Origin of the sequence: Bradyrhizobium manausense (genome assembly GCF_001440035.1) — a bacterium.
Lineage (GTDB): Bacteria > Pseudomonadota > Alphaproteobacteria > Rhizobiales > Xanthobacteraceae > Bradyrhizobium > Bradyrhizobium manausense.
This window is the reverse complement of record NZ_LJYG01000104.1, coordinates 92,019-112,841: the sequence shown is the minus strand read 5'-3', so window position 1 is coordinate 112,841 and position 20,823 is coordinate 92,019. Positions and strand designations below refer to the sequence as shown.

Annotated in this window: 19 protein-coding genes and 1 pseudogene; 13 read left to right on the top strand and 7 right to left on the bottom strand. The window is 65.2% G+C overall.

The features are described 5' to 3' along the window. Nucleotides 1-506, top strand: a 506-nt coding sequence (locus AOQ71_RS27635) for a TRAP transporter small permease (protein ID WP_057753803.1), incomplete at its 5' end; no start/stop codon positions are given. Beyond that, entirely contained in the window at nucleotides 503-1,843 is a 1,341-nt protein-coding gene (locus AOQ71_RS27630) for a TRAP transporter large permease (protein ID WP_057753297.1), read from the top strand. The genes AOQ71_RS27635 and AOQ71_RS27630, both read left to right, overlap by 4 nt. 3 nt (nucleotides 1,844-1,846) lie before the next feature. Here the strand turns inward: AOQ71_RS27630 and AOQ71_RS27625 are convergent, their stop codons facing one another. Further along, nucleotides 1,847-2,641 (bottom strand): enoyl-CoA hydratase/isomerase family protein, encoded by a 795-nt coding sequence (locus tag AOQ71_RS27625; RefSeq protein ID WP_057753294.1) that lies wholly within the window; start codon nucleotides 2,639-2,641, stop codon nucleotides 1,847-1,849. 267 nt (nucleotides 2,642-2,908) lie between these two features. Between AOQ71_RS27625 and AOQ71_RS27620 the strand changes: the two genes are divergently transcribed. Continuing rightward, on the top strand, nucleotides 2,909-4,129 hold the full coding sequence (locus AOQ71_RS27620) for an NAD(P)/FAD-dependent oxidoreductase (protein WP_057753292.1): 1,221 nt from the start codon (nucleotides 2,909-2,911) through the stop codon (nucleotides 4,127-4,129). A gap of 96 nt (nucleotides 4,130-4,225) precedes the next feature. Here AOQ71_RS27620 and rbsK read toward each other — a convergent pair whose 3' ends face one another. Next, the gene (gene rbsK / locus AOQ71_RS27615; protein WP_057753290.1) at nucleotides 4,226-5,131 is read right to left on the bottom strand and encodes a ribokinase; all 906 of its coding nucleotides are present in this window, start codon (nucleotides 5,129-5,131) and stop codon (nucleotides 4,226-4,228) included. A 10-nt stretch (nucleotides 5,132-5,141) separates the two neighbouring features. Further along, on the bottom strand, nucleotides 5,142-6,035 hold the full coding sequence (locus AOQ71_RS27610; protein WP_057753288.1) for a sugar kinase: 894 nt from the start codon (nucleotides 6,033-6,035) through the stop codon (nucleotides 5,142-5,144). A 209-nt stretch (nucleotides 6,036-6,244) separates the two neighbouring features. Between AOQ71_RS27610 and AOQ71_RS27605 the strand changes: the two genes are divergently transcribed. From AOQ71_RS27605 to AOQ71_RS27580, 6 genes are all read left to right on the top strand, one after another. After that, nucleotides 6,245-7,093 carry a VOC family protein gene (locus AOQ71_RS27605; RefSeq protein WP_057753286.1) on the top strand — a complete coding sequence of 283 codons (849 nt, stop codon included), beginning with the start codon at nucleotides 6,245-6,247 and terminating at the stop codon, nucleotides 7,091-7,093. 155 nt (nucleotides 7,094-7,248) lie between these two features. Beyond that, a complete protein-coding gene (locus tag AOQ71_RS27600) occupies nucleotides 7,249-8,004 on the top strand; it encodes a TetR/AcrR family transcriptional regulator (RefSeq protein WP_205668265.1) in 756 nt (251 codons plus the stop codon). A gap of 232 nt (nucleotides 8,005-8,236) precedes the next feature. Beyond that, on the top strand, nucleotides 8,237-9,388 hold the full coding sequence (locus tag AOQ71_RS27595; RefSeq protein ID WP_057753284.1) for a Gfo/Idh/MocA family protein: 1,152 nt from the start codon (nucleotides 8,237-8,239) through the stop codon (nucleotides 9,386-9,388). 129 nt (nucleotides 9,389-9,517) lie between these two features. Beyond that, nucleotides 9,518-10,708: a dihydrodipicolinate synthase family protein gene (locus AOQ71_RS27590; RefSeq protein ID WP_057753282.1), complete on the top strand. Its 1,191-nt coding sequence runs from the start codon at nucleotides 9,518-9,520 to the stop codon at nucleotides 10,706-10,708. Then, nucleotides 10,708-11,571: a sugar phosphate isomerase/epimerase family protein gene (locus AOQ71_RS27585; protein WP_057753279.1), complete on the top strand. Its 864-nt coding sequence runs from the start codon at nucleotides 10,708-10,710 to the stop codon at nucleotides 11,569-11,571. Before AOQ71_RS27590 ends, AOQ71_RS27585 begins: the two co-directional genes overlap by 1 nt. A 216-nt stretch (nucleotides 11,572-11,787) precedes the next feature. Further along, nucleotides 11,788-12,210, top strand: coding sequence for an SgcJ/EcaC family oxidoreductase (locus AOQ71_RS27580; protein WP_057753277.1), 423 nt, complete (start codon nucleotides 11,788-11,790; stop codon nucleotides 12,208-12,210). A gap of 68 nt (nucleotides 12,211-12,278) precedes the next feature. On the opposite strand, the gene AOQ71_RS27575 is transcribed toward AOQ71_RS27580, so the two are convergent. The 4 genes from AOQ71_RS27575 to AOQ71_RS27560 all read right to left on the bottom strand — a co-directional run bounded on the left by AOQ71_RS27575 (nucleotide 12,279) and on the right by AOQ71_RS27560 (nucleotide 17,491). Then, on the bottom strand, nucleotides 12,279-13,718 hold the full coding sequence (locus tag AOQ71_RS27575; RefSeq protein ID WP_057753275.1) for a Spy/CpxP family protein refolding chaperone: 1,440 nt from the start codon (nucleotides 13,716-13,718) through the stop codon (nucleotides 12,279-12,281). 475 nt (nucleotides 13,719-14,193) lie between these two features. After that, nucleotides 14,194-15,408 carry an ornithine--oxo-acid transaminase gene (rocD, locus tag AOQ71_RS27570; protein ID WP_057753272.1) on the bottom strand — a complete coding sequence of 405 codons (1,215 nt, stop codon included), beginning with the start codon at nucleotides 15,406-15,408 and terminating at the stop codon, nucleotides 14,194-14,196. 166 nt (nucleotides 15,409-15,574) lie between these two features. Continuing rightward, nucleotides 15,575-16,252 carry a potassium channel family protein gene (locus AOQ71_RS27565; protein ID WP_057753270.1) on the bottom strand — a complete coding sequence of 226 codons (678 nt, stop codon included), beginning with the start codon at nucleotides 16,250-16,252 and terminating at the stop codon, nucleotides 15,575-15,577. 6 nt (nucleotides 16,253-16,258) lie between these two features. Continuing rightward, nucleotides 16,259-17,491 carry a cytochrome P450 gene (locus tag AOQ71_RS27560; protein ID WP_057753267.1) on the bottom strand — a complete coding sequence of 411 codons (1,233 nt, stop codon included), beginning with the start codon at nucleotides 17,489-17,491 and terminating at the stop codon, nucleotides 16,259-16,261. Nucleotides 17,492-17,596: 105 nt separating this feature from the next. On the opposite strand from AOQ71_RS27560, the gene AOQ71_RS27555 reads away from it, so the two are divergent. The 4 genes and pseudogenes from AOQ71_RS27555 to AOQ71_RS27540 all read left to right on the top strand — a co-directional run bounded on the left by AOQ71_RS27555 (nucleotide 17,597) and on the right by AOQ71_RS27540 (nucleotide 20,760). Then, on the top strand, nucleotides 17,597-18,139 hold the full coding sequence (locus AOQ71_RS27555; RefSeq protein ID WP_057753265.1) for a phosphonopyruvate decarboxylase: 543 nt from the start codon (nucleotides 17,597-17,599) through the stop codon (nucleotides 18,137-18,139). After that, nucleotides 18,136-18,481 (top strand): annotated as a pseudogene (locus tag AOQ71_RS48655) (thiamine pyrophosphate-dependent enzyme); the annotation flags it as partial. The gene AOQ71_RS27555 and the pseudogene AOQ71_RS48655, both read left to right, overlap by 4 nt. Nucleotides 18,482-18,863: 382 nt before the next feature. After that, nucleotides 18,864-19,565, top strand: coding sequence for a TetR/AcrR family transcriptional regulator (locus AOQ71_RS27545; RefSeq protein ID WP_083514523.1), 702 nt, complete (start codon nucleotides 18,864-18,866; stop codon nucleotides 19,563-19,565). Nucleotide 19,566: 1 nt separating this feature from the next. Further along, a complete protein-coding gene (locus AOQ71_RS27540; protein WP_057753261.1) occupies nucleotides 19,567-20,760 on the top strand; it encodes an efflux RND transporter periplasmic adaptor subunit in 1,194 nt (397 codons plus the stop codon). The last annotated feature ends 63 nt before the right edge of the window (nucleotides 20,761-20,823 follow it).

The following is a 20,823-nucleotide window of genomic DNA, read 5'->3' as shown; positions in this document are numbered from 1 at the left end:
TTACGCTGATGGTCCTCTGCGGCGCGCTGTGCTTCGGCTTCTCGCTGTCGGTCACCGCCGACATCGTCACCCGCACCATCGGCCATCCCTGGCTATGGCTTCAGGAAGTCACCTCGACGCTGTTCATCTATGCGATCTTCATCGGCACCGCCGCGGCGACGCGTCGCAACGATCACCTCTATCTCACCGCGATCTCCGAGGCGATGCATGGTGCACCCAGGATCATCGTCGAAATCATCATCCGCCTCATCGTGCTCGGCGTTGCCTTCTGCCTGATCCGGTACGGCTACCAGAACTATCTGCGCGGCTTCGGCAGCTTCCGCCTGCCGTCGGGCACGCCGATCGCCTCGCTCTACGCCATCATTCCACTCTCCGGCATCCTGATCGGCCTCTTCGCCGTCGAGCAGCTCGTCAACGGCCTGCGCAATGGGTTTGATCATCCAGAACCGCCGGACGAGGACGCTGCGCCCGTCGTGACCGAAACGCAGGCGAGGGCGCAGCCGTGAGCGCACCCATTGTCCTGGCGCTGATGTCGATCTGCTTCCTGTCGTTCGGCTATCTCGGCGTGCCCGTGCCGTTCTCGCTGATGGCCGGCGTCTTCATCGGCGCGATCCTGTCCGATGTCTCGCTCGCCGCCATCATCCAGAAGATCTTTGACGGCGTCGATTCCGAGGCGCTGCTGGCGATCCCCTTCTTCCTGCTGGTCGGCGAGCTCATGAGTTCGGCCAATGTGGTGGTGCGAATAGCCAACCTCTCGGTGTCGCTGGTCGGGCATATCAGGGGTGGGCTGTCGCAGGTCGTGGTCGTCTTCAGCATGTTCTTCTCGGAAATGTCCGGCTCGACCACGGCCGACGTCGCCGTGATGAGCCGCGCATTGGGCGGCCCGATGAAGCGCGAAGGCTACGAGCCTGCCTTCATCGCCGCGATCATCGCCTCGGCCTCGACCATCGCCGCGCTGGTGCCGCCGAGCATCACGGCCGTGGTGTACGGCGCCGTCGGCAACGTCTCGATCGCGGGCCTGTTCATGGCCGGCGTGGTGCCCGGCCTGATGATCGGCTTCGGGCTGATGATCTACTGCTATTTCTTCGGCCCCTCGGGCCTGCGTAAGCCCCGCGCGCCGCTGCGGCAGGTGGTGTTCGCGGCCGGCGATGCGGCCCTGCCGCTGATGATCCCGGTGATTCTGTTAGGGGGCATCCTCACCGGCTGGTTCACGCCGACGGAGGCCGGCGTCGTCGCCGTGGTCTGGATCATCCTGGTGGTGATCCCCGCGCTGAACCGCGGGCATTTCAGAAAGATCCCGTACGATTTCTGCCTCGCCGGACTCATCTTCTCACTGCCGCTGATCACCATCGGCGCCGCCAACGCCTTCGGCTGGATGCTCGCCTATTTGCGCGGCGCCAGCTACATCGCCGACATGATCACCTCGATCGCCGGCAACGATCCGCATCTGATCATGCTGCTGATGGTGCTGCTGTTCACCGTGGTCGGCGACTTCATCGAGCCGGTGCCGACCATCATCATCTTCATGCCGCTGGTGAACGCACTGACGGAGGCCGGCGACATCAACGGCGTGCACATGGGCGTGGTGCTGATCGCGACGCTCGCCTTCGGCCTGATCACGCCGCCTTATGGTCTGGTGCTGCTGATGGCCTCGAAATTCGTCGGGATCAGCTTTGCCAGGGCGCTACGCGCGGCGCTGCCGATCTACGTCGTCTTCTTTGCCACCATCGCGTTCGCCATCTACTTCCCGAGCGTCGTGCTGTGGCTGCCGCAGCACGTGCTGCCGGAATCAGTCGGCTGCTTCAAGTCGCCGGCGGGGACGGGCTACATCTGCCCGCACTAGACCTCATTTGCTTTTGCTCGTGAACTTCTTCACGGCGAGCCGAAACTCCTCCGTGTTCATCGCCATGATGATCTTGTGCTCCTCGGCATCTAACTGCTGCTTCACCGGCGTGTTCGCGGCTGCATAGACCAGCGATTTCGTGCCGGCGATGGCCGCTGGCGGGTTCTGCGCGAGGCGCTCGGCGAGCTGCCGCGTTTCGGCTTTCAGCTCGGTTGCAGGAACAGTCTTGACGACAAGGCCCCATTCATAGGCCTGCTGTGCGGTAAAATTGTCCTCGGCGAGGAAGATTTGCAGCGCGCGGCGCGAGCCGACCGTGCCGACGATCCCGACCGTCGAGCCGCCATCCGGCGACACGCCGATCTTGGCATAGGCGGGCGTGAACTTGGCGTCGTCAGCGGCGATGCAGAGGTCGGTGACGAAGGCGAGGCCCATGCCGGCGCCGGCGGCCGAGCCGTGCACGCTCGATAGCGAGATTTTTGGCATCCGCCTGAGGATCTCGATGAAGGCATGATAGTGCTTCAAGAGTTCGCCGACCACAGGCGTCACAGTGTTGGCCTCGGCCGCAGCGCCGATCGTCTGCAGATCGCCGCCGGCCGAGAAGGCACGGCCTTCGCCTTCGATGACCACGACCTTGATGGCATCATCGCCCTCGATATAGGCCGCGAGTTGCTCGAGCTTCTGCGCGATCGCGAGGTTGACCGAGTTGAACGCGGCGGGGCGGTTGAGCGTGATGGTCGCGATCGCGCCCTCGATCCGCAGCAGCGCGGGATCGTCAGGCTTTGAGACGGGAGCTGGCATTTTGAAATCCCCGGCTGGAGGTCCGTTGCTGCAACTAAATCGCAGAAGGGCAGGGGTGACAATCCCCGGCCGCCAGTGCCCCGGCCGCCAGTGCCCCGGCCGCCAGTGCCCCGGCCCTTGCGCCGCGCGGAATGATCGGCTCAAATGGGGCCGCCTTCGCCAAAGGGACGGACACGAGCGCCGGCTCCTCGCAAGGCTAGCCAAGCCATTCTTAGCGAGAGGAGACGACATGGGTCATGCTCGTGTCTTGCGGAAAAGAGCTGTCCAATGACTGAGGGTCCTGTCATCATTGTCGGTGCCGGCCATGGCGGCTACCAGGTCGCGGCATCGCTGCGACAGGCGGGGTTTGCCGAGCGCATCTGCCTGATCAATGACGAGGCGCATCTGCCCTATCAGCGGCCGCCGCTGTCCAAGGCCTACATCAAGGGCTCGGCCGGGCCCGAGAGCCTGATGTTCCGCCCCGAAAAATTCTATCAGGACCAGAAGATCGAGCTGATCTCGGGGCGCGCCGTGTCGATCGACCGGGCGGCGCGAAAACTGCTGCTCGCATCTAGCGAGACGCTGCCTTACGGCCATCTCGTGCTTGCCACAGGCGCGCGCAACCGCTTGCTCGATCTGCCCAACGCCAATCTGCCCGACGTGAAATACCTCCGCATCCTCGACGAGAGCGAGGCGCTGCGAGCCATCATTCCGTCAAAGTCGCGGGTGGTGGTGATCGGTGCCGGTTTCATCGGCCTCGAATTCGCCGCCACCGCGCGCATCAAGGGCCTGGACGTGGACGTGCTCGAGCTCGCCCCGCGCGTGATGGCGCGCGCGGTGACGGCGGAGGTCTCGGAATATTTCCAGGCCCGCCATCGCGAGGCCGGCATCCGCATTCATCTCGGCGTGCAGGCCACCTCGATCGAGGCCGAGAACGGCAAGGTCACCGGCGTCAGTCTCAGTGACGGCCGCCATCTGCCCGCCGACCTCGTGGTGGTCGGTGTCGGCGTGCTGCCGAATATCGAGCTTGCGGCTGAGGCGGGCTTGCCGGTTGCCGCCGGTATCATCGTCGATGAATATCTGTCGACGGCTGATCCCGACATTTCCGCGATCGGCGACTGCGCGCTGTTCGCGAGCCCGCGCTTTGGCGGCTCGCTGCGGCTGGAATCGGTGCAGAACGCCACCGATCACGCGCGCTGCCTTGCGGCACGGCTGACCGGCGATAAAAAGCCTTACGACGGCCATCCCTGGTTCTGGAGCGACCAGGGCGACGACAAGCTCCAGATCGCCGGACTCACCACCGGCTACGACCGCGTCGTGCTGCGCGGCGATCCCGCCAAGAAGGCGTTTTCGGCGTTCTGCTATCACGGCGACAGACTGCTCGGCATCGAATCCATCAACCGCGCCGGCGATCACATGTTCGGTCGCAGATTGCAGGCCATGGACCGCTCGATCACGCCGGAGCAGGCCGCCGATGAAAGCTTCGACCTGAAGAGCGCGCTGGCTTGATCTCCCCGTCATTGCGAGCGCAGCGAAGCAATCCAGAGTCTTTCCGCGGCGGCAGTCTGGATTGCTTCGCTGCGCTCGCAATGACCGGAGTATTGCCTAAAGCACCGCCTTGACCTCCGCAGCCGTCGGCATCGACGGCCCGGCACCCATGCGCTGCACTGAGATCGAGGCGGCAGCGTTGGCGAAGGCGAGGGCGGCGCGCAGAGGCGCGCCATCGGCAAGCTGCGAGGCGAGCGCGCCAACGAAGCAATCGCCGGCGCCCGTCGTGTCGACCGCCTTCACCTCGCGGCCCGGCACCGCGAATTCCTCGCTGGCAGCGAGCGCGAGCACGCCGCGTTTTCCCAGCGTGACGCAGATGGTCTGGTCCGCCCGCGCCTGAAGTTGTCGCGCGACGGCGATGATCTTCGCCGCCTGGTCGCTATCGGCAAGTTCCACGCCGGCGAGGAAGCCGAGCTCGGTCTCGTTCAGCACGAGAATGTCGACCAGCGCGAGCAGCTCGCCCGACATCTTTTGCGCCGGGGCCGGATTAAGCAGCGTCGTCGCGCCGGCGCTACGCGCCCGCGCGAAGAACGCGGCAATCGTCGGCAGCGGGATCTCGAACTGGCTGACCGCGACGTCATCCTTCGCCAGCGGGACGTCCGCGACGTCCTCGGCGCTGACCAGCGCATTGCTGCCGGGAATCACGACGATGGTGTTGTCGGAGGCCGCGACCGTGATGATCGCGGTGCCGCTATGCGTGTCGGCATCGCGCAACCAACCGAGATCGACGCCCTGCGCAGCGAGGAACGCCCGCAGCTCGGCCCCGAATGCATCCTTGCCCAGCCGCCCGATCAGCGTCGTCCTCGCGCCGAGCCTGGATGCCGCCACCGCCTGGTTCGCGCCCTTGCCGCCCGGAAAATACAGCACCTCGCGGCCGGCGACGGTCTCGCCGACTTTGGGGTGGCGATCGGCGGTCGCCACCACATCCATGTTGATGCTGCCGGCGACGAAGACGCGCCCCATTGCAAAATCCCTAGACCCTGACTTCGAACTCGTGCCTGACCTTGGCGATGTCGACAAGGGTCGGCAGGCCCGCCTCGTTGCCGAGCCGCTGGATCTTGTAGGTTGAGGCGGCGCGGGCGAAGTCGAAATGCTCGCGCCAGCTTTTGCCGGGATGGGCGAGGTAGGAATAGACATAGGCGCCGTGGAACACGTCGCCGGCGCCGTTGGTGTCGATCACGCGCTCGCGCGGGATCGGCATCGCCGGCATCACCTGCACCGTTCCGGTTTCGTCGTACCAGAGCAGGCCCTTCTCGCCCATGGTGACGCCGCCGATCTTGCAGCCGCGGCTCTTGAGGTAGTCGAGCATCTTCTCCGGCGTCAGGTCCATCTGCTCGCACAGGCGCTCGGCGACGATGGCGACGTCGATGAATTCAAGCAGCTCATGCGTGTTGGTGCGCAGGCCGCCGCCGTCGAGCGAGGTCAGGATACCGGCCTCGCGGCACACCTTGGCATAGTGGATCGCCGCATCCGGCTGGTGGCCGTCGACATGCAGCGCGCGGCAGCCGCCGAGATTGAGCATCGGGAACGGGTGGATGTGCTCGTCGTCGCGGCAGCGGACGATGGCGCGCTTGCCGTCCTTGGGCATGATGAAGGACAGCGAGGACTGGTTCACCTTGCGCGGATGCAGCGAGATCGCGTATTTCGCGCACATGTCCTGGAACATGCGTCCCAGCCAGTCATTGGCGGCGGTGGCGATCAGGTCGGGCACGATGCCGAGCTTGGCGCAGCAGAACGCCGCCGTCACCGCGTTGCCGCCGAAGGAGACCGCGTAGTCCCGGGCCACGTGCTTTTCGTCGCCGGTCGGCATGTGGTCGGTGATGAAGACGACGTCGATATAGGTCTGTCCGATAAAGAGAGCCTGCATTGCTTGTCCGTGATGCGCTGGGTGGTCCCGGCCGGCGCACTTACTCTAGCACCGGTTCCGCGCGAAAGACGCGGAAATTATTCACAAAACCGGCCCGAAGCGCTTGAGGTCGGCCCAGGGCCGGAATACGACCATGTCAGGCCCGTGCCAAGCCCGGACATTTGCCGTTGCCCGGCCCCATGGTTCCAGGCCGATCAAAAGGGACAAGCATGATCACCGGCCTCGATCATATCGTTGTTCTGGTCAAGGATATCGGTGCGGCCAAGGCGGCCTATCAGACGCTGCTCGCGCGCGCGCCGGCCTGGCAGAATTCCGGCGAGGGCGCCGACCGCGTGCTCTTCACCCTCGACAACATGACGCTCGAATTGATGGCGCCGAGCGGCTTTACCGCGACCGCGGACCGGATGCGTGCGCTGCTCGACGAGCAGGAGGGCGTGCTCGCCAGCCTGTGCTTTCGTGTCGCCGACATCGGCAAGATGCACCGGCGGCTGGACCGGGTGGCACTGAAGCCGGATCCCGTCGCCGAGGTCGAGAGCAGCGACGACGCCTCGGGCGCGGCGCTGCACTGGAAGCGCACGCGGGCCGCGACCGAGCTGACGCGCGGCGTGCGCATGTTCTTCCTCGAGCTTGCCGAGGAGCGTCCGAAGTCGGTGGCCTCAGACGTTGCGCCGATCGACGGGCTCGATCACGTCGTCATCACCACCGAGGATTCCGATCGCGCCGCCGCGCTCTACGGCGCGCGGCTGGGGCTCGATCTCGCGCTCGACCGCTCCCATCATGATTGGGGCCAGCTGATGTTCTTCCGCTGCGGCGATCTCATCGTCGAAGTGGTGCGCCGCCCCGTCGCGGGCGGAGACTCCCGGCATGACCGGCTCTGGGGCCTGAGCTGGCGCGTCGCCGACATCGACGCCACCCGCGCCCGCCTCATCGCCGCCGGCCTCGATGTCAGCGAAGTGCGCAACGGCCGCAAGCCCGGCACCCGCATCATGACGGTGCGAAGCGGCACCTGCGGGATCCAGACCGTGCTCTTGGAGCGCTCACTGAGGCCGGTGGAGTAGGGCGGGCGACACTCTCGCCTCCGTCATTGCGAGGAGCCCTTGCGACGAAGCAATCCAGGCCGTCTCCGCGGCGGCAGTCTGGATTGCTTCGCTGCGCTCGCAATGACGGTGTTGAGGCAGTTGCGCGCCTCTCTCCTATGCGACCGGCCGCCCGCATGATACATGCGATCTGGACGACCACCCAGCGAGCACCCGGTTTGGCGAAGGCAACCGCAAAGCGAACTCTGAAATGGCAGCGCGACCCCGAGGGGATGCGGCTGCGCATTCTCGAGGCGGCCAAGCAGGAATTCTCCGCCCACGGGCTCGCCGGCGCACGCGTCGACCGCATCGCCGCCAAGGCCGGCGCCAACAAGCGCATGCTGTACTATCACGTCGGCAACAAGGACGAGCTTTACCTCGCCGTGCTCGAAGGCGCCTACGACAAGATCCGCAGCGAGGAGCGGGGGCTCGATCTCGAGCACCTCGATCCGCCCGAGGCGATCAGGCGGCTGATCGAGTTCACCTGGAACTACTTCCTGCGCAACCCCGAATTCCTGTCGCTGCTCCAGACCGAGAACCTCGCCCGCGCCAAGCATTTGAAGCGCTCGACCAAGGTCAAGTCGATGCACTCGCCCTTCGTCGAGATGATCCGCACCGTGGTGCGGCGCGGCGTCGCCTCCCGTGATTTCCAGGTCGCCGTCGACCCGGTGCAGCTCTACATCTCGATCGCGGCGCTCAGCTTCTTCTATCTCTCCAACTCGGCGACGCTCAGCGTGATCTTCGGCCGCGACCTGCTCGCCAAGGACGCCAAGGACGAGCGCCTCGCACACATGGTCGGCCTGGTGCTGGCGGCGCTGACGGGAAAGTCGGCCGCACTGTTCGGGATCGCGAAGGCGCCGAAGTCGCGCACTGCGATGGCGCAGACGGTTTAGTTTCCCCGATCTCTCTCCCGTCATTCCGGGGCGGTCCGTAGTGACCGAACCCGGAATCTCGAGATTCCGGGTTCGATGCTTTGCATCGCCCGGAATGACACTGGCGTGTGGAACCCCGCCACATACCATCCCAGCGAACTCTTCTGGACAGTATTTATCCAACGGGTTAATTTCTGCCCGATCGAGAAACCGCGAGCGAGGCGAAGACCGCGCCGCGAAGGGAGCACGCACCATGACCACCCAACGCCTCGGCCTCATCATGAACGGCGTCACCGGCCGCATGGGGCTCAACCAGCATCTGATCCGCTCGATCGTCGCGATCCGCGACCAGGGTGGCGTCCGCCTGAAGAACGGCGATCGCGTCATGCCGGATCCGATCCTGGTCGGCCGCAGCGCCGAGAAGGTCGAGGCGCTCGCCAGGCGCTACAACATCACGCGCTGGACCACCGACCTCGATGCCGCGCTCGCCGACATCAACGACACCATGTTCTTCGATGCCGCGACCACGCAGGCGCGCCCCGGCCTGCTGACCCAGGCCATCACTTCAGGCAAGCACGTCTATTGCGAGAAGCCGATCGCGACGAATTTTGAGGAGGCGCTCGCGGTCGTCAAGCTCGCCAATGCCAAGGGCGTCAGGCACGGCACGGTGCAGGACAAGCTGTTCCTGCCCGGCCTGAAGAAGATCGCCTTCCTGCGTGACAGCGGTTTCTTCGGCCGCATCCTCTCGGTGCGCGGCGAGTTCGGTTATTGGGTGTTCGAGGGCGGCTGGCAGGAGGCGCAACGGCCGTCCTGGAACTACCGCAGCGAGGACGGCGGCGGCATCATCCTCGATATGGTCTGCCATTGGCGCTACGTGCTCGACAATTTGTTCGGCAACGTCCAGAGCGTGGTCTGCATCGGCAACACCGACATTCCCGAGCGCTTTGACGAGCAGGGCACAAAGTACAAGGCGACCGCGGATGATTCCGCCTACGCCACCTTCCAGCTCGAGGGCGGCGTGATCGCTCACATCAACATGTCCTGGGTCACGCGTGTCTATCGCGACGACCTCGTCACCTTCCAGGTCGACGGCACTCACGGCTCGGCCGTCGCAGGCCTCACCGATTGCATGATCCAGGCGCGGCAGGCGACGCCGCGCCCCGTTTGGAATCCCGACGAGAAGCGGCTGCACGATTTCTACGGCGACTGGCAGAAGCTGCCTGACAACGTCACCTATGACAACGGCTTCAAGGAGCAGTGGGAGATGTTCATCCGCCATGTCTACGAGGATGCGCCCTACAAGTTCACGCTGCTCGAAGGCGCCAAGGGCGTGCAGCTCGCCGAATGCGCGCTGAAGAGCTGGAAGGAGCGGCGCTGGATCGACGTCGCGCCGATCAAGGCGTGAGATTTGGCGCTAAGCCCCGATGTCTGCCACAGCGTCATTGCGAGCGCAGCGAAGCAATCCAGAGCCTTTCCGGAGAGGCAGTCTGGATTGCTTCGCTGCGCTCGCAATGACGGGGAGAGGTTCGAAGCAATGAACAAGTCTGTCCAGCCCATGTCATCCCTGTCGCTCAAGCTGCCGAAGGCCGATCGCTCGATCGAGACCTACCGGTTAGCTGCCTCGCGCACGTTTCCCGCAAAGCTCGAGGGTCCGCTCAACCGCATCGCCTTCTCGGCCGTGCACACGGTCGCCGATCCCTTTGCCGACAACGATCCGTGGCTCTCCGTGGCGGTCGACTGGGACAAGACCATCGCCTTCCGCGAGCATGTCTGGGATCTCGGCCTCGGCGTTGCCGAAGCCATGGACACGGCGCAGCGCGGCATGGGGCTGGACTGGCCGACCTCGCTGGAGCTGATCACGCGTTCGGTCGCGGCCGCCAAGCGGCGCAACGCGCTGGTGTTCTCCGGTGCGGGCACTGATCATCTTGCTGTGGAGGATGCCCGGAGTCTCGACGACGTGATCCGCGCGTATGAGGAGCAGATCTCGGCAGTCGAGAAGGTCGGCGGCCGCATCATCCTGATGGCCTCGCGCGCGCTGGCGAGGCTCGGCCGCGGCGCCGACGACTATGCCAAGGTCTATAACCGCGTGCTGTCGGGGGTGGCGCAGCCCGTGATCATCCATTGGCTCGGCGACATGTTCGATCCGGCCCTGGCCGGATATTGGGGGACCAGCAATCTCGACAGGGCGATGGACATCGCGGTCGCCATCATCAACAACAACGCGGCCAAGGTCGATGGCGTCAAGGTCTCGCTGCTCGACCAGCAGCGCGAGATCGACATGCGCCGGCGCCTCGACAAGCGCATCAAGATGTACACCGGCGACGATTTCAACTATGCGGAACTGATTGCCGGCGACGAAAAGGGCTTTTCCCACGCGCTGCTCGGCATCTTCGACGCGATCGCACCGGCGGCATCCTACGCGCTGTCGAGGCTGGCGGCCGGCGACGAAGCCGGCTTCCACGACGTCCTCGGGCCGACGGTGCCGCTGTCGCGTCACATCTTCAAGGCGCCGACGCGCTTCTACAAGACCGGCGTCGTCTTCATGGCGTATCTCAACGGCCATCAGGACCATTTCACCATGGTCGGCGGGCAGGAGAGCGCGCGCTCGATGCTGCATCTGGCGGAGCTGTTCCGGCTCGCCGATCAGGCCGGCCTGCTTGCCGACCCCGAACTCGCGACGCGGCGGATGAAGACCGTGCTGGCCTCGCACGGACTGGAACAGTGATGCGCGATTTTTCATCCGACCATCGCTGGCTGTCGCTCAACACGGCGACCGTCCGCAAGCAGGGTGACCTTGTTCAAATCATCGAGGCCTGCGGCAGGCACGGCATCCGCGCCATCGATCCCTGGCGCGATCAGGTCGCTTCTGTCGGTCTCGAACGTGCGGTGCGCGCCGTGCGTGATGCCGGCCTCGATCTCTCGGGCTATTGCCGCGGCGGCATGTTCACCTCTGACGCATCGCGCCGGGGAGAGGTGCGCGACGACAACCGCCGCTGCGTCGACGAAGCCAAGGCGCTGGGCGCGTCCTGCGTGGTGCTGGTCGTCGGTGGCCTGCCGCAATATTCGCGGCCCGGCAGCGAGGCGTCAAAGGACATCGCGGCCGCCCGCGGGCAGGTCGAGGAGGCACTCGCCGACATGCTCGACTATGCCAGGCAGGCAAACCTGCCGCTGGCGATCGAGCCGCTGCATCCGGCCTATGCCGCCGACCGCGCCTGCGTGAACACCACAAGACAGGCACTCGACATCTGCGACCGGCTCGACCCTGCTCGCACCGGCATGCTCGGCGTCGCGCTCGATGTCTATCACATCTGGTGGGACCCGGAACTCATGGACCAGATCGCGCGCGCGGGGCAAGACCGCCTGCTCGCGTTCCACGTCTGCGACTGGCTGGTGCCGACCAGGGACATCCTCAACGACCGCGGCATGATGGGCGACGGCGTCATCGACATCAAATCGGTGCGCACGGCGGTCGAGGCGCAGGGCTTTGCCGGCTATTCGGAGATCGAGATTTTCTCCAACGACTGGTGGGCCAGGCCGATGGACGAGGTGCTGCGCACCTGCATCGCGCGACACCGGACGGTGGTGTAGGTCCACACGTGCAGCCCTCAGGGGCTTGCGACCTGTTGCAGCGCGTTGAAGCGAGCCTTCCCCACGGCGGTTTCGACCGGCTTGGCGGAGATGAGCATGGGTCCCTTCTGAACCTGCTCCCGCTTTCGTCGGTAGAACGCCGGTCTGTTTCTTTTCCACCGCCTACCGGCCGTGCTACGCTGCCCGGATTGGAGTTCGCAGGGGGAAATTGAAACAATGATTTATCGCTCCTTGGCAATCCTGGTCGTGCTGCTATCCATATCCGCGGCGAAGGCCGGACCAAACGAAGACGCGGTGGCGGCGCGCGCGCAGTGGGAGCAGGTCTATAATTCAGGTGATGCGGAGAAGTTTGCCGCGATCTACACCAAGGACGCCATGCTGTTCGGCTCGACGGCTCAGCTGTTCACCGGCACGGACGGCGTACGCAGCTATTTCAGCAAGCTGCCGCCGGGCATCAAGGTGAAAATGGGCGACCAGCAGGCGATTGCGGCAGGGCCCGACGCGTTGTTGAGCTCCGGCTTCGCCGACTTCACGCTGCCCAATGGCACCGTGTTGCCCTTCCGCCTGACCCTGGCCTGGGTGAAGGTGGACGGCAAATGGCTGGTGGCGCAGCATCACGGCTCACCCGTGCCGAAGTAAGCCCGGAATTAAGGCTGCCACTTCATCTATGAGCTCTCCGCGATGCGTGTGCTCTGGGGCGCGCCACCTTACGGGCCTGCGACCCGTTGCAGCGTGTTGAAGCGCGCCTTCTGCTCGCTGCTCAGCGTGGCATAGAATTCGTCCAGGGCCGGTTCGACCAGCTTGGCGGCCGACAGCATGGCCTCGAGCCGGTGCTGCATCGCCTCCAGCCGTCCGACCGGCGTCAGCGGCGCATCGTTCGGACAGGCCGCCTGGAGGCCCTCGACGCCCTTTGCCGTCGCTTCGCTGAGGCGGGCGAGCGCCTCCTTCTGCTTGCCTGCGGGGTGGAGCACGGCCTCGATCCTTTGGATCGGCAATTGTGTCAAGCCGGACTTCGGATCGCCGCAGCCCTCGGCACTCGCTTGCTGCTGCGGCGGCGAGCGGTCGCCGACATTGGGGCCGAGCGCGTTGAAGCGGGCCTGCTGTTCGTCACTGAGCGAGTTGTAGAAGTTCTCCAGTGCCGGTCGCACGATCTTGACCGCTTCCAGCGTCGCACTGATGCGGTTTTCCATCGCCCGCAAGCGGCCGGGCGGGGTCAGCGCATAGGTCTCTGCGCAGGAGTCCTTGAACACACGAGCGGCGTTGGCCGCCGCGGTCTTCAACTCGTCGAGCAGCGCGCGCTGCTCTGGCGTCGGCCGCACCGCCCGCGCAATGTCGGCAAGCGGCCACGCGGTGACGCCCTTGTCCGGGGTGCCGCACAATTGCTGTAGCGCTTGCGGGCTCACGCTCGCGCGCCGGCGTGCGGGATAGCCGCCGCCGGCTTGCGGAGTGTCATACGGGCTGATGCTGGCATAGGCAGAATAGGGGCTGTCACCGCCCCAATACACGGTGTCGACGAAGTCGTCATATGCGTACGCCCAATAGCCGGGGTCATAGGCATAGGACCAGAACGTGTAGTCAAAGATGTCGGAATAGGCGTAAGGCCAGAACACGGGCCCGAGCCACGCCACGAAGATCGCAGGATGGCGGTGCCGCCAGGCCTCTCGGGGAGCCCAGCCGCTTTGGCGGGTGACGAGCGCCGCCTGGCCTAGCGGAGTGCCCTGCTCGCGGAATCGCTCGGTAAACCGTCCGCGCGTGGCGGCTTGCATAGCGGCCGCAGTAGCTGCCGTGCCGGCTGGCGCCTGCAGCCCAAGGCGCTGCTGGCGCGCCAGGTCGTTTTGCTGCGCGCGCTGCTCACGCGCGAGCAAGCGGTTCTGCGCCTGGAGCGTTCGTTGCTGTGCGCGCAATGCCCGCGCGCCCTCCGGCTTCTGCGACTGGAGTTGCTGCATGCGCTGCTGCAGGCGATCGATGCGGGTCTGGCGCTCTGCGGTCTGGCGCGACAGCATGTCGTGCTGGCGCTGCTGAATCTGCTGCTGACGCTGTTGCGCGCGCTGTTCGATCTGATCCCGTCGCGACAGCCGCTCGCTCACGGCTGGCGGTGCGCTCGGGTGGGAGGGGGCGGCGATATGCGGCGTCGGCCGCGGTGCCATGGCCGGGCGTTGCGGCGCTGCCGGGGCCCGATGGAATTCAGGCCGCGGCGCCGCGATGTGCGGGGCAGCGCGCGGTGCCGGAGCAGCGAAGTGTGGGGCCGGACGCGGTGGCGGTGCGGCGATGTGCGGCGCCGGATGAGGTGCCATGGCCGGTCGCTGCGGCATGGCAGGCGGATGGAACGCCGGCGCAGCAGGACGCGCCATGGCCGGCGGTGCCGCCGGACGGGCCATCGCAGGTGGCGCCGCTGGATGGGCAGCCGGTGCCGGTGGTCCACCCTTTCCATGATTTTGGGCAGACGCGCCGACGCTTACCGCCAGCATCGAGACACCAACCAAAACAGCCCTAAGGCGAACGCCATGCGGAAGCATGATCGTAGCTCCCAGCTTCTAATCGCCCACAACTTTCAACGCGCAGGTGGCGGAATCGTTCGTTGCCGGCGACGGCCGGGGTTGCGATCTTCCGACGCAGGCAGCCTCAAGAGAAATCCTGCGTTAGGGTGCTGGCGAACCGCTCCAGCGCCCAGTCGACCTGTTCGCTGGTGATCACCAGCGGCGGGGCGATCCGGATGGTGTGCTCATGGGTATCCTTGGCGAGGATGCCCTTGCCCTGGAGCGCCTCGCAATAGCGGCGGGCGGGGCCGGCTTCGGGATAAAGCTCGACCGCCAGCATCAGGCCGCGCCCGCGCACCTCGCGGATCGTGTTGGCGCGAATGTCCTTCAGGCCGTCCAGAAAGCGCGCGCCCTGAAGTGCCGCGTTCTCGATCATGCCTTCCTCGACCAGCACGCGCATCGCGGCGCGGGCCACCGCGCAGGCAAGCGGATTGCCGCCGAAGGTCGAACCGTGCTGCCCGGGTCGGAGTGTCCCCAGGACGTCGTTGTTCGAGAGCACGGCCGACACCGGATAGAAGCCGCCGGACAGGGCCTTGCCGAGCAGCGTCACGTCCGCCTCGATGCCCTCGTGCTGCTCGGCGAGCAGCTTGCCGGTGCGGCCGAGCCCGGTCTGGATCTCGTCGAGCACCAGCATGATGTTGTTGGCGGTGCAGAGCTCGCGCACTTCAGTGAAATAGCCTGAAGGGGGAATGATGACGCCGGCTTCGCCCTGGATCGGCTCGACCAGGAAGGCGACGGTGTTTGGCGTGATCGCTGCCTCGAGGGCGGTGGCATCGCCGAAAGGGATGATCCTGAAGCCCGGCGCGAACGGCCCGAAGTGCCCGTGTGTCTCGGGGTCGGTCGAAAAGCCGACGATGCCCAGCGTGCGTCCGTGGAAATTGTTGGCGCAGACGATGATCTCGGCCTGGCCGTCCGGCACGCCCTTGACCTCATAGCCCCATTTGCGCACCGACTTGATCGCACTTTCAACCGCCTCGGCACCGCTGTTCATCGGCAGCACCTTGTGGGAGCCGGTCAGCGCCGCGATCTCCTCGTAGAACGGGGCGAGCTGGTCGTTGTGGAAGGCGCGCGAGGTGAGCGTCAGCCGCTGCGCCTGTTCCACCATCGCCGCCAGGATCTTCGGGTGGCAGTGGCCCTGGCTTACTGCGGAATAGGCGGAGAGGCAATCGAGGTAACGTTTGCCCTCGGTATCCCAGACCCAGACACCTTCGCCGCGGGTCAGGACGACCCCGATGGGCTGGTAATTCTGGGCGCCAAAGCGTGCTTCCGTTGCGAGGAGATCAATGACCGACCTGCTCATTTTCGTCACTCCCATTGGGCGGCCTGGGATGTGCGCGATGCTGCCGATTTGCCCCGGCGTGTCAAATAGTTCTGCGCATCCACCTGCTAATTTCGACCAAGCGGCGTCCTACTGTGCATGGGGTTGTTTTCGATTTTTGGTCGGCGAAGGCTTCAGGAGTGGTGATTCAGGAGTCCTGCCTGCGATGCTCGATCTCGAGCGTGACCAGGCGCGCCAGCAGTGTCGCCGGATAGAGCTGGCCGAAAATGGCTTCCATGTTGCACAGGCTGCGCGCGACGGGGTGCAGCGGCGCGACGTCGCCATAGCCGGTCGTGGTCATCGTCGCGAAGCTGAAATAGATCACCTCGCTCGCAAGGCTCGGACTGTCCTCCACCTTCATGCTGACAAAGGCGGCCGGATCGAGCGAGCCGATGAAAGTGTAGAGCGCCGCGAAGATCACGGCGACCGTGAGATAGAGCAGCACGGCACCGATCACCCGATGATAGGTGACGCGCCCCGGCGCAAAGGTCTGCCGCGCCACCGCCCAGGCCATCGTCGTTCCCACGATGAACCAGGAGCCGGCAAACAGATTGAGGTCGATGATGGATGGCGATCTGATCCGCAAGATCGCGCCTGTCACGATCATGCCGAGCGCGATCAGCATGCCGACCACTGCGACGGGGCTGCCTGAGATCACGAAGATGCCGACGACGAGCAGCAGCGCCAGCACGAGTTCGGACACCTGGAATGCGAACAGCCCCAGCGCCTGCAACGGCGCGATCACGAACATCATGACCACCATCAGCACGGTCAGCACCGTGAGGGCAGGATCGGCCCAGCGTTCGCGCAATTGATCGATGGTCATGACGCCTCAGCCGATCGAGCAGGGGACGCTCAGGAAGCCACGGAACCGCACCCGGCCGCCGCGCACCGGCTGGCCGCTCACGGCATAGTTCGGGAAGCGCGCCAGGAAACGCGAGATCGCGATCGCGCCTTCGAGCCGCGCCAGCGCCATGCCGGCGCATTGATGCGCACCGGTGGCGAAGGCAAGGTGCCGGTTCGGCGTGCGCGCGACGTCGAAGCGCTCAGGATCGGGAAACTGCGCGGGGTCGCGGTTGGCCGCGCCAATGCACAGCGTCACCGACGTGCCGGCTTCGAGCATGACGCCGCCGAGCTCGACCTTCTCGGTGGTCATGCGATTGCCGAGTTGGTTCGAGCTTTCGTAGCGGAGGATTTCTTCGACGGCGGTCTTGATCATGTCAGGATTATCGGTCAGCCGCTGCTTCTGGTCGGGATACCGGTCGAGCGCGACGAGGCCGTTGCCGATCAGATTGGTCGTAGTCTCGTGGCCGGCATTGAGCAGGAAGATGCAATTGTGCAGCAGCTCCTTCTCGGTCAGCCGCTCGCCGTTCTCCTCGGCGTTGCCTTCTCCTTGGATCAGGCGTGTCAGCACGTCACGGTCGGGATTGCCCGGCTTTTGCCGCCGCCGCGCGACCAGCGTTTCGAGATAGGCGAGGAAATCCGTCACCGCCTTGTTGCCGCGTGCGGCCGCCTCGGCTGACACGACCGGCTCGAGCGCGCCCAGGATTGCCAGCGACCAGTCGCGCAGCGGCGCGCGTTCGTCACGGGGCACGTCGAGCAGATTGCCGATCACCTCGATCGGGATCGAGGCCGCGAAATCCTCGATCAGCTCGCAATGGCCCTTGGCGGCGATGGCATCGAGCAGGCCGTCGACCAGCTTGACGAGGTCGCCCTCCATGCCGGCGATCGCGCGCGGCGACAGCGCGCCCATGATCAGGCGCCGCACGCGGGTGTGGGCGGGCGGATCGTTGAAGACGAGGCTGGTGGTGTGATGCTCGTAGAGCGGCGTGTCGCCGTATTTCGGCGCGAACTCGCGCTTCTTGTCCGAGCTGAACGATCTTGTGTTCTTGTAGGTGGTGACGAGGTCGTCATAGCGCGTCAGGAATACGGTGCCGCTCGCAAGCCGCTTGACCGGTTCGTTCTCCCGCAATGCACGATAGATCGGGTAGGGGTCGTCGTGGAATTCAGGCGTCAGCTTCTCGAGGTTGAAGCTTGCCGCCAGCGCCTTCGCATCTGCGTTCATCCCGTTATACTCGCCGGTTAAACCCGTTATGCCGTTTTTGTTGTTCTGATCGGCGCATGCATGCGTCTACAGTCTTGGCACCTTGCTAGCCGACTGGACAGAAAAATGCACGCCCGCGCTGACGCTTCCGACACGGCCCCGAGTTGGCCTGACGATATTTTCGCGACCCTGCAACGCTTCGACGTCCGGCAGGTGCCTTACGTGCCCGATGCCGGACATTCCAAGTTGATCCAGCGCGTGCTGGCTTCACCGACGATGCGCGGCATCCCGCTGACGACCGAGGAGGAGGGCATCGCTCTCCTTGCCGGCGCCTGGACCGGCGGCCAGCGCGGCGTGCTGCTGATGCAGTCGAGCGGCGTCGGCAATTGCATCAACATGCTGTCGCTGATCCCGATCCTGCGCTTTCCGTTCCTCAGCCTCGTGACCATGCGCGGCGAGTGGGGCGAGTTCAATCCGTGGCAGGTGCCGATGGGCTCGACCACGCAGGGCGTGCTCGAACTCTCCGGCATCAAGGTGCTGCGTGCCTCGAACGCAGCCGAGGTGCCGGCTGTGCTCGAAGCCGCCGCGGCGCAGGCGTACAACGCGCTCACGCCCACCGCCGTCCTGCTGTCGCAGCGCCTGATCGGCGCCAAGGTCTTCACCAAATGAGCAAGGCTAATCTCCTCGACCGCCGAAAGGTGGTTTCCGCGCTGCTGGCTGATCGCAAGGACGTGGTCGCAATTGGGGGCCTCGGTGCCTCCACCAACGACATCACTGCGGCGGGCGATCATGCCCGCAACTTCTATCTCTGGGGCGGCATGGGCGGCGCTGCGATGATCGGGCTGGGGCTCGCGCTGGCGCAACCGAAACTGCCGGTGCTGGTCATTACCGGCGACGGCGAGATGCTGATGGGCATGGGCAGCCTTGCCACCATCGGGGTGCAGAAGCCGTCCAATCTCTCAATCGTCGTGCTCGACAACGAAGCCTATGGCGAGACCGGCGGCCAGACCANCGGCTACCGCCGACCTTGTCGGCGTCGCCAGGGCCTGTGGCATCGCCGATAGCCGGGCAATCTCGACCATGGCTGAGGTCGAAGCCTTCGCCAAAGCCATCCACGACCTCTCGGCAGGGCCGCGCTTTGCCAATGTGAAGATCGACAGCGCCAACGTCGAACGGATCCTGCCGAGCCGGGACGGGACTTACATCGTCAATCGGATCCGTGGCGAGCTCGGCTTCCAGCCGATCTGACCCCGGCCCTAAATCTGGTCCCCCGTGGGGCGATGCTCTCCCCGCGGAGGTAATCTGTGACCAGTTTCCAACAGTTCCCCGCCCATTTAGGTTGCGCCGCACCATTCGGCTTGACTTTTGCGTGGGTGAGTGCTTACTCACTAGCATGAGCACATTGCGTATGACGAGCGACCTGAGGCGTCAATTGATCCTCGGAGCCGCAAAGCGCTGCTTTGCCCGACACGGCTATAACGGCACCACGACCAAGAGCGTGGCGGCCGCCGCTGCCATTTCCGAGGCACTGCTCTTCAAGCATTTCCCGTCCAAGGCGGCGCTGTATGCCGAAATCCTCAGCGACGAGTGCGAGGCGGACCCGGCGCTGATGGACCTGCTCGAGCGGGAGCCATCGACGGCCACCCTGGTCGAGGTGATCCGCGGCATGGTCCGGCATTTCCTGGAGATCGCCGACGGCCCCGACCAGGAAGACGCCCAGCGGCTGCGACTGATGGCCACTAGTCATCTGGATGATGGCGAATTCGCTCGTTTGCTCTATGCAAAGATCAAGACGCTGATCGGAGCGGTTTTCGTCGCCTCGCTCGAACGCGCCGTCGCCGCCGGGGATGCGCGGGCCTGTGGTGGCGAACCGCTCAACCTGTTCTGGTTTGCGCATCATACGGTGATGACCGCCGCACTGACCAGGCTGCCTTCGGTGCATTGTCTCGCCTATAGCGCGGCGAACGATCTGGAGCGGCAGCTTTGTGAGTTTCTCCTGAGAGGCATCGGACTTAACGACGCCGCAATTGCTTCGCATCTGGGCCATCAATTGGCCCCGGGTGTGGACAAGACGGCGATTGCAGAGAGTGCATGACATGAACATCGTAGCCGAACACAAGATTTCGGGCGAACCGATCGACAGCAAGGCCCCCAAGCGCCCGGTTCGGCCGGTGCTCTGGTTCATCATCGTCGGCACGCTTCTCGGCGTGCTCGTCGGTGGTCTCGTCTGGTTCAATTATTTCCGGGGCCAGATGATCAAGCAGTTCTTCGCCAACAACAAGCCGCCGCCGACCATGGTCAGCGCGGCCGAAGCGAAGTCCGAGGTGGTACCGAACCTGCTCATTGCGGTCGGCGGCCTCGCCGCAGTCCACCAGGTCGACGTCACTGCCGATGTCAATGGACGCGTCACCGAGATCAAATTCGAGCCGGGCGCCCATGTCGAAGCCGGCACGCCGCTGGTGCAGCTGTTCGACGCGCCCGAGCAGGGCGATCTCGCCAACTACAAGGCGCAGGCAACCGTCGCGCAGCTGTCGCTGGACCGCGCCAAGCAGCTGGCATCGCGCCAGTTCGGCCCGCAGGCCACGGTGGACCAAGCTCAGGCCGCCTACGACCAGGCAATGGCCGGCATCGCCAAGACCGAGGCCCTGATCTCGCAGAAGCTGGTCCGTGCACCGTTCTCCGGCGAGCTCGGCGTGCGCAAGGTCGAGGTCGGACAATATCTCACAGCTGGCACCGCGATCGTGTCGCTGACCGATCTGTCGGAGCTGTGGGCCAACTTTACGGTGACGGAAAAGGACTCGGGCAACCTCAAGGTTGGGCAGCCGGTCCGGCTGAAGGTCGATGCCTATCCGGGGCGCACCTTCGACGGCAAGATCACCACGATCGAGCCGCAGATCGCCGCCGACACCCGCAACATTCGCGTGCAGGCCACGATCGCCAACCCGGAAAAGATCCTGAAGCCGGGCATGTTCGTGACCACCACGGTGGTGCTGCCGGACAAGCCGGCCGTGATCACCGTTCCGGAAACGGCCGTCGACTATACGCTGTACGGCGACTCCGTGTTCATGATCACCGAGAAGCAGGGCGAGGACGGCAAGACGACGCTGAGCGCAGTGCGCACCTTCGTGCAGACCGGCAATCGGGTCAACGGTCGCGTCGAGATCATCAAGGGCGTGAAGGCGGGCGACAAGGTCGTCGCCGTCGGCCAGCTCAAGCTGCAGTCGGGCGCCGCTGTCGCAATTTCGACCGACCCGGCTCCGCCGATCCCGGCGCAGCCCCCGCGCTACTGACAATACATTCGCGTGATCCGGCCCNCCCGGCCGGATCACGTCTCTTGAGACATAGAAGTCGAG

What these genes read in the sequence shown, in the direction of transcription:
- AOQ71_RS27625 (WP_057753294.1), bottom strand. Translation starts at nt 2,641, where the DNA reads ATGCCAGCTCCCGTCTCAAAGCCTGACGATCCCGCGCTGCTGCGGATC.
- AOQ71_RS27620 (WP_057753292.1), top strand. Translation starts at nt 2,909, where the DNA reads ATGACTGAGGGTCCTGTCATCATTGTCGGTGCCGGCCATGGCGGCTAC.
- rbsK (WP_057753290.1), bottom strand. Translation starts at nt 5,131, where the DNA reads ATGGGGCGCGTCTTCGTCGCCGGCAGCATCAACATGGATGTGGTGGCG.
- AOQ71_RS27610 (WP_057753288.1), bottom strand. Translation starts at nt 6,035, where the DNA reads ATGCAGGCTCTCTTTATCGGACAGACCTATATCGACGTCGTCTTCATC.
- AOQ71_RS27605 (WP_057753286.1), top strand. Translation starts at nt 6,245, where the DNA reads ATGATCACCGGCCTCGATCATATCGTTGTTCTGGTCAAGGATATCGGT.
- AOQ71_RS27600 (WP_205668265.1), top strand. Translation starts at nt 7,249, where the DNA reads ATGATACATGCGATCTGGACGACCACCCAGCGAGCACCCGGTTTGGCG.
- AOQ71_RS27595 (WP_057753284.1), top strand. Translation starts at nt 8,237, where the DNA reads ATGACCACCCAACGCCTCGGCCTCATCATGAACGGCGTCACCGGCCGC.
- AOQ71_RS27590 (WP_057753282.1), top strand. Translation starts at nt 9,518, where the DNA reads ATGAACAAGTCTGTCCAGCCCATGTCATCCCTGTCGCTCAAGCTGCCG.
- AOQ71_RS27585 (WP_057753279.1), top strand. Translation starts at nt 10,708, where the DNA reads ATGCGCGATTTTTCATCCGACCATCGCTGGCTGTCGCTCAACACGGCG.
- AOQ71_RS27580 (WP_057753277.1), top strand. Translation starts at nt 11,788, where the DNA reads ATGATTTATCGCTCCTTGGCAATCCTGGTCGTGCTGCTATCCATATCC.
- AOQ71_RS27575 (WP_057753275.1), bottom strand. Translation starts at nt 13,718, where the DNA reads ATGGCACCGCGGCCGACGCCGCATATCGCCGCCCCCTCCCACCCGAGC.
- rocD (WP_057753272.1), bottom strand. Translation starts at nt 15,408, where the DNA reads ATGAGCAGGTCGGTCATTGATCTCCTCGCAACGGAAGCACGCTTTGGC.
- AOQ71_RS27565 (WP_057753270.1), bottom strand. Translation starts at nt 16,252, where the DNA reads ATGACCATCGATCAATTGCGCGAACGCTGGGCCGATCCTGCCCTCACG.
- AOQ71_RS27560 (WP_057753267.1), bottom strand. Translation starts at nt 17,491, where the DNA reads ATGAACGCAGATGCGAAGGCGCTGGCGGCAAGCTTCAACCTCGAGAAG.
- AOQ71_RS27555 (WP_057753265.1), top strand. Translation starts at nt 17,597, where the DNA reads ATGCACGCCCGCGCTGACGCTTCCGACACGGCCCCGAGTTGGCCTGAC.
- AOQ71_RS27545 (WP_083514523.1), top strand. Translation starts at nt 18,864, where the DNA reads ATGAGCACATTGCGTATGACGAGCGACCTGAGGCGTCAATTGATCCTC.
- AOQ71_RS27540 (WP_057753261.1), top strand. Translation starts at nt 19,567, where the DNA reads ATGAACATCGTAGCCGAACACAAGATTTCGGGCGAACCGATCGACAGC.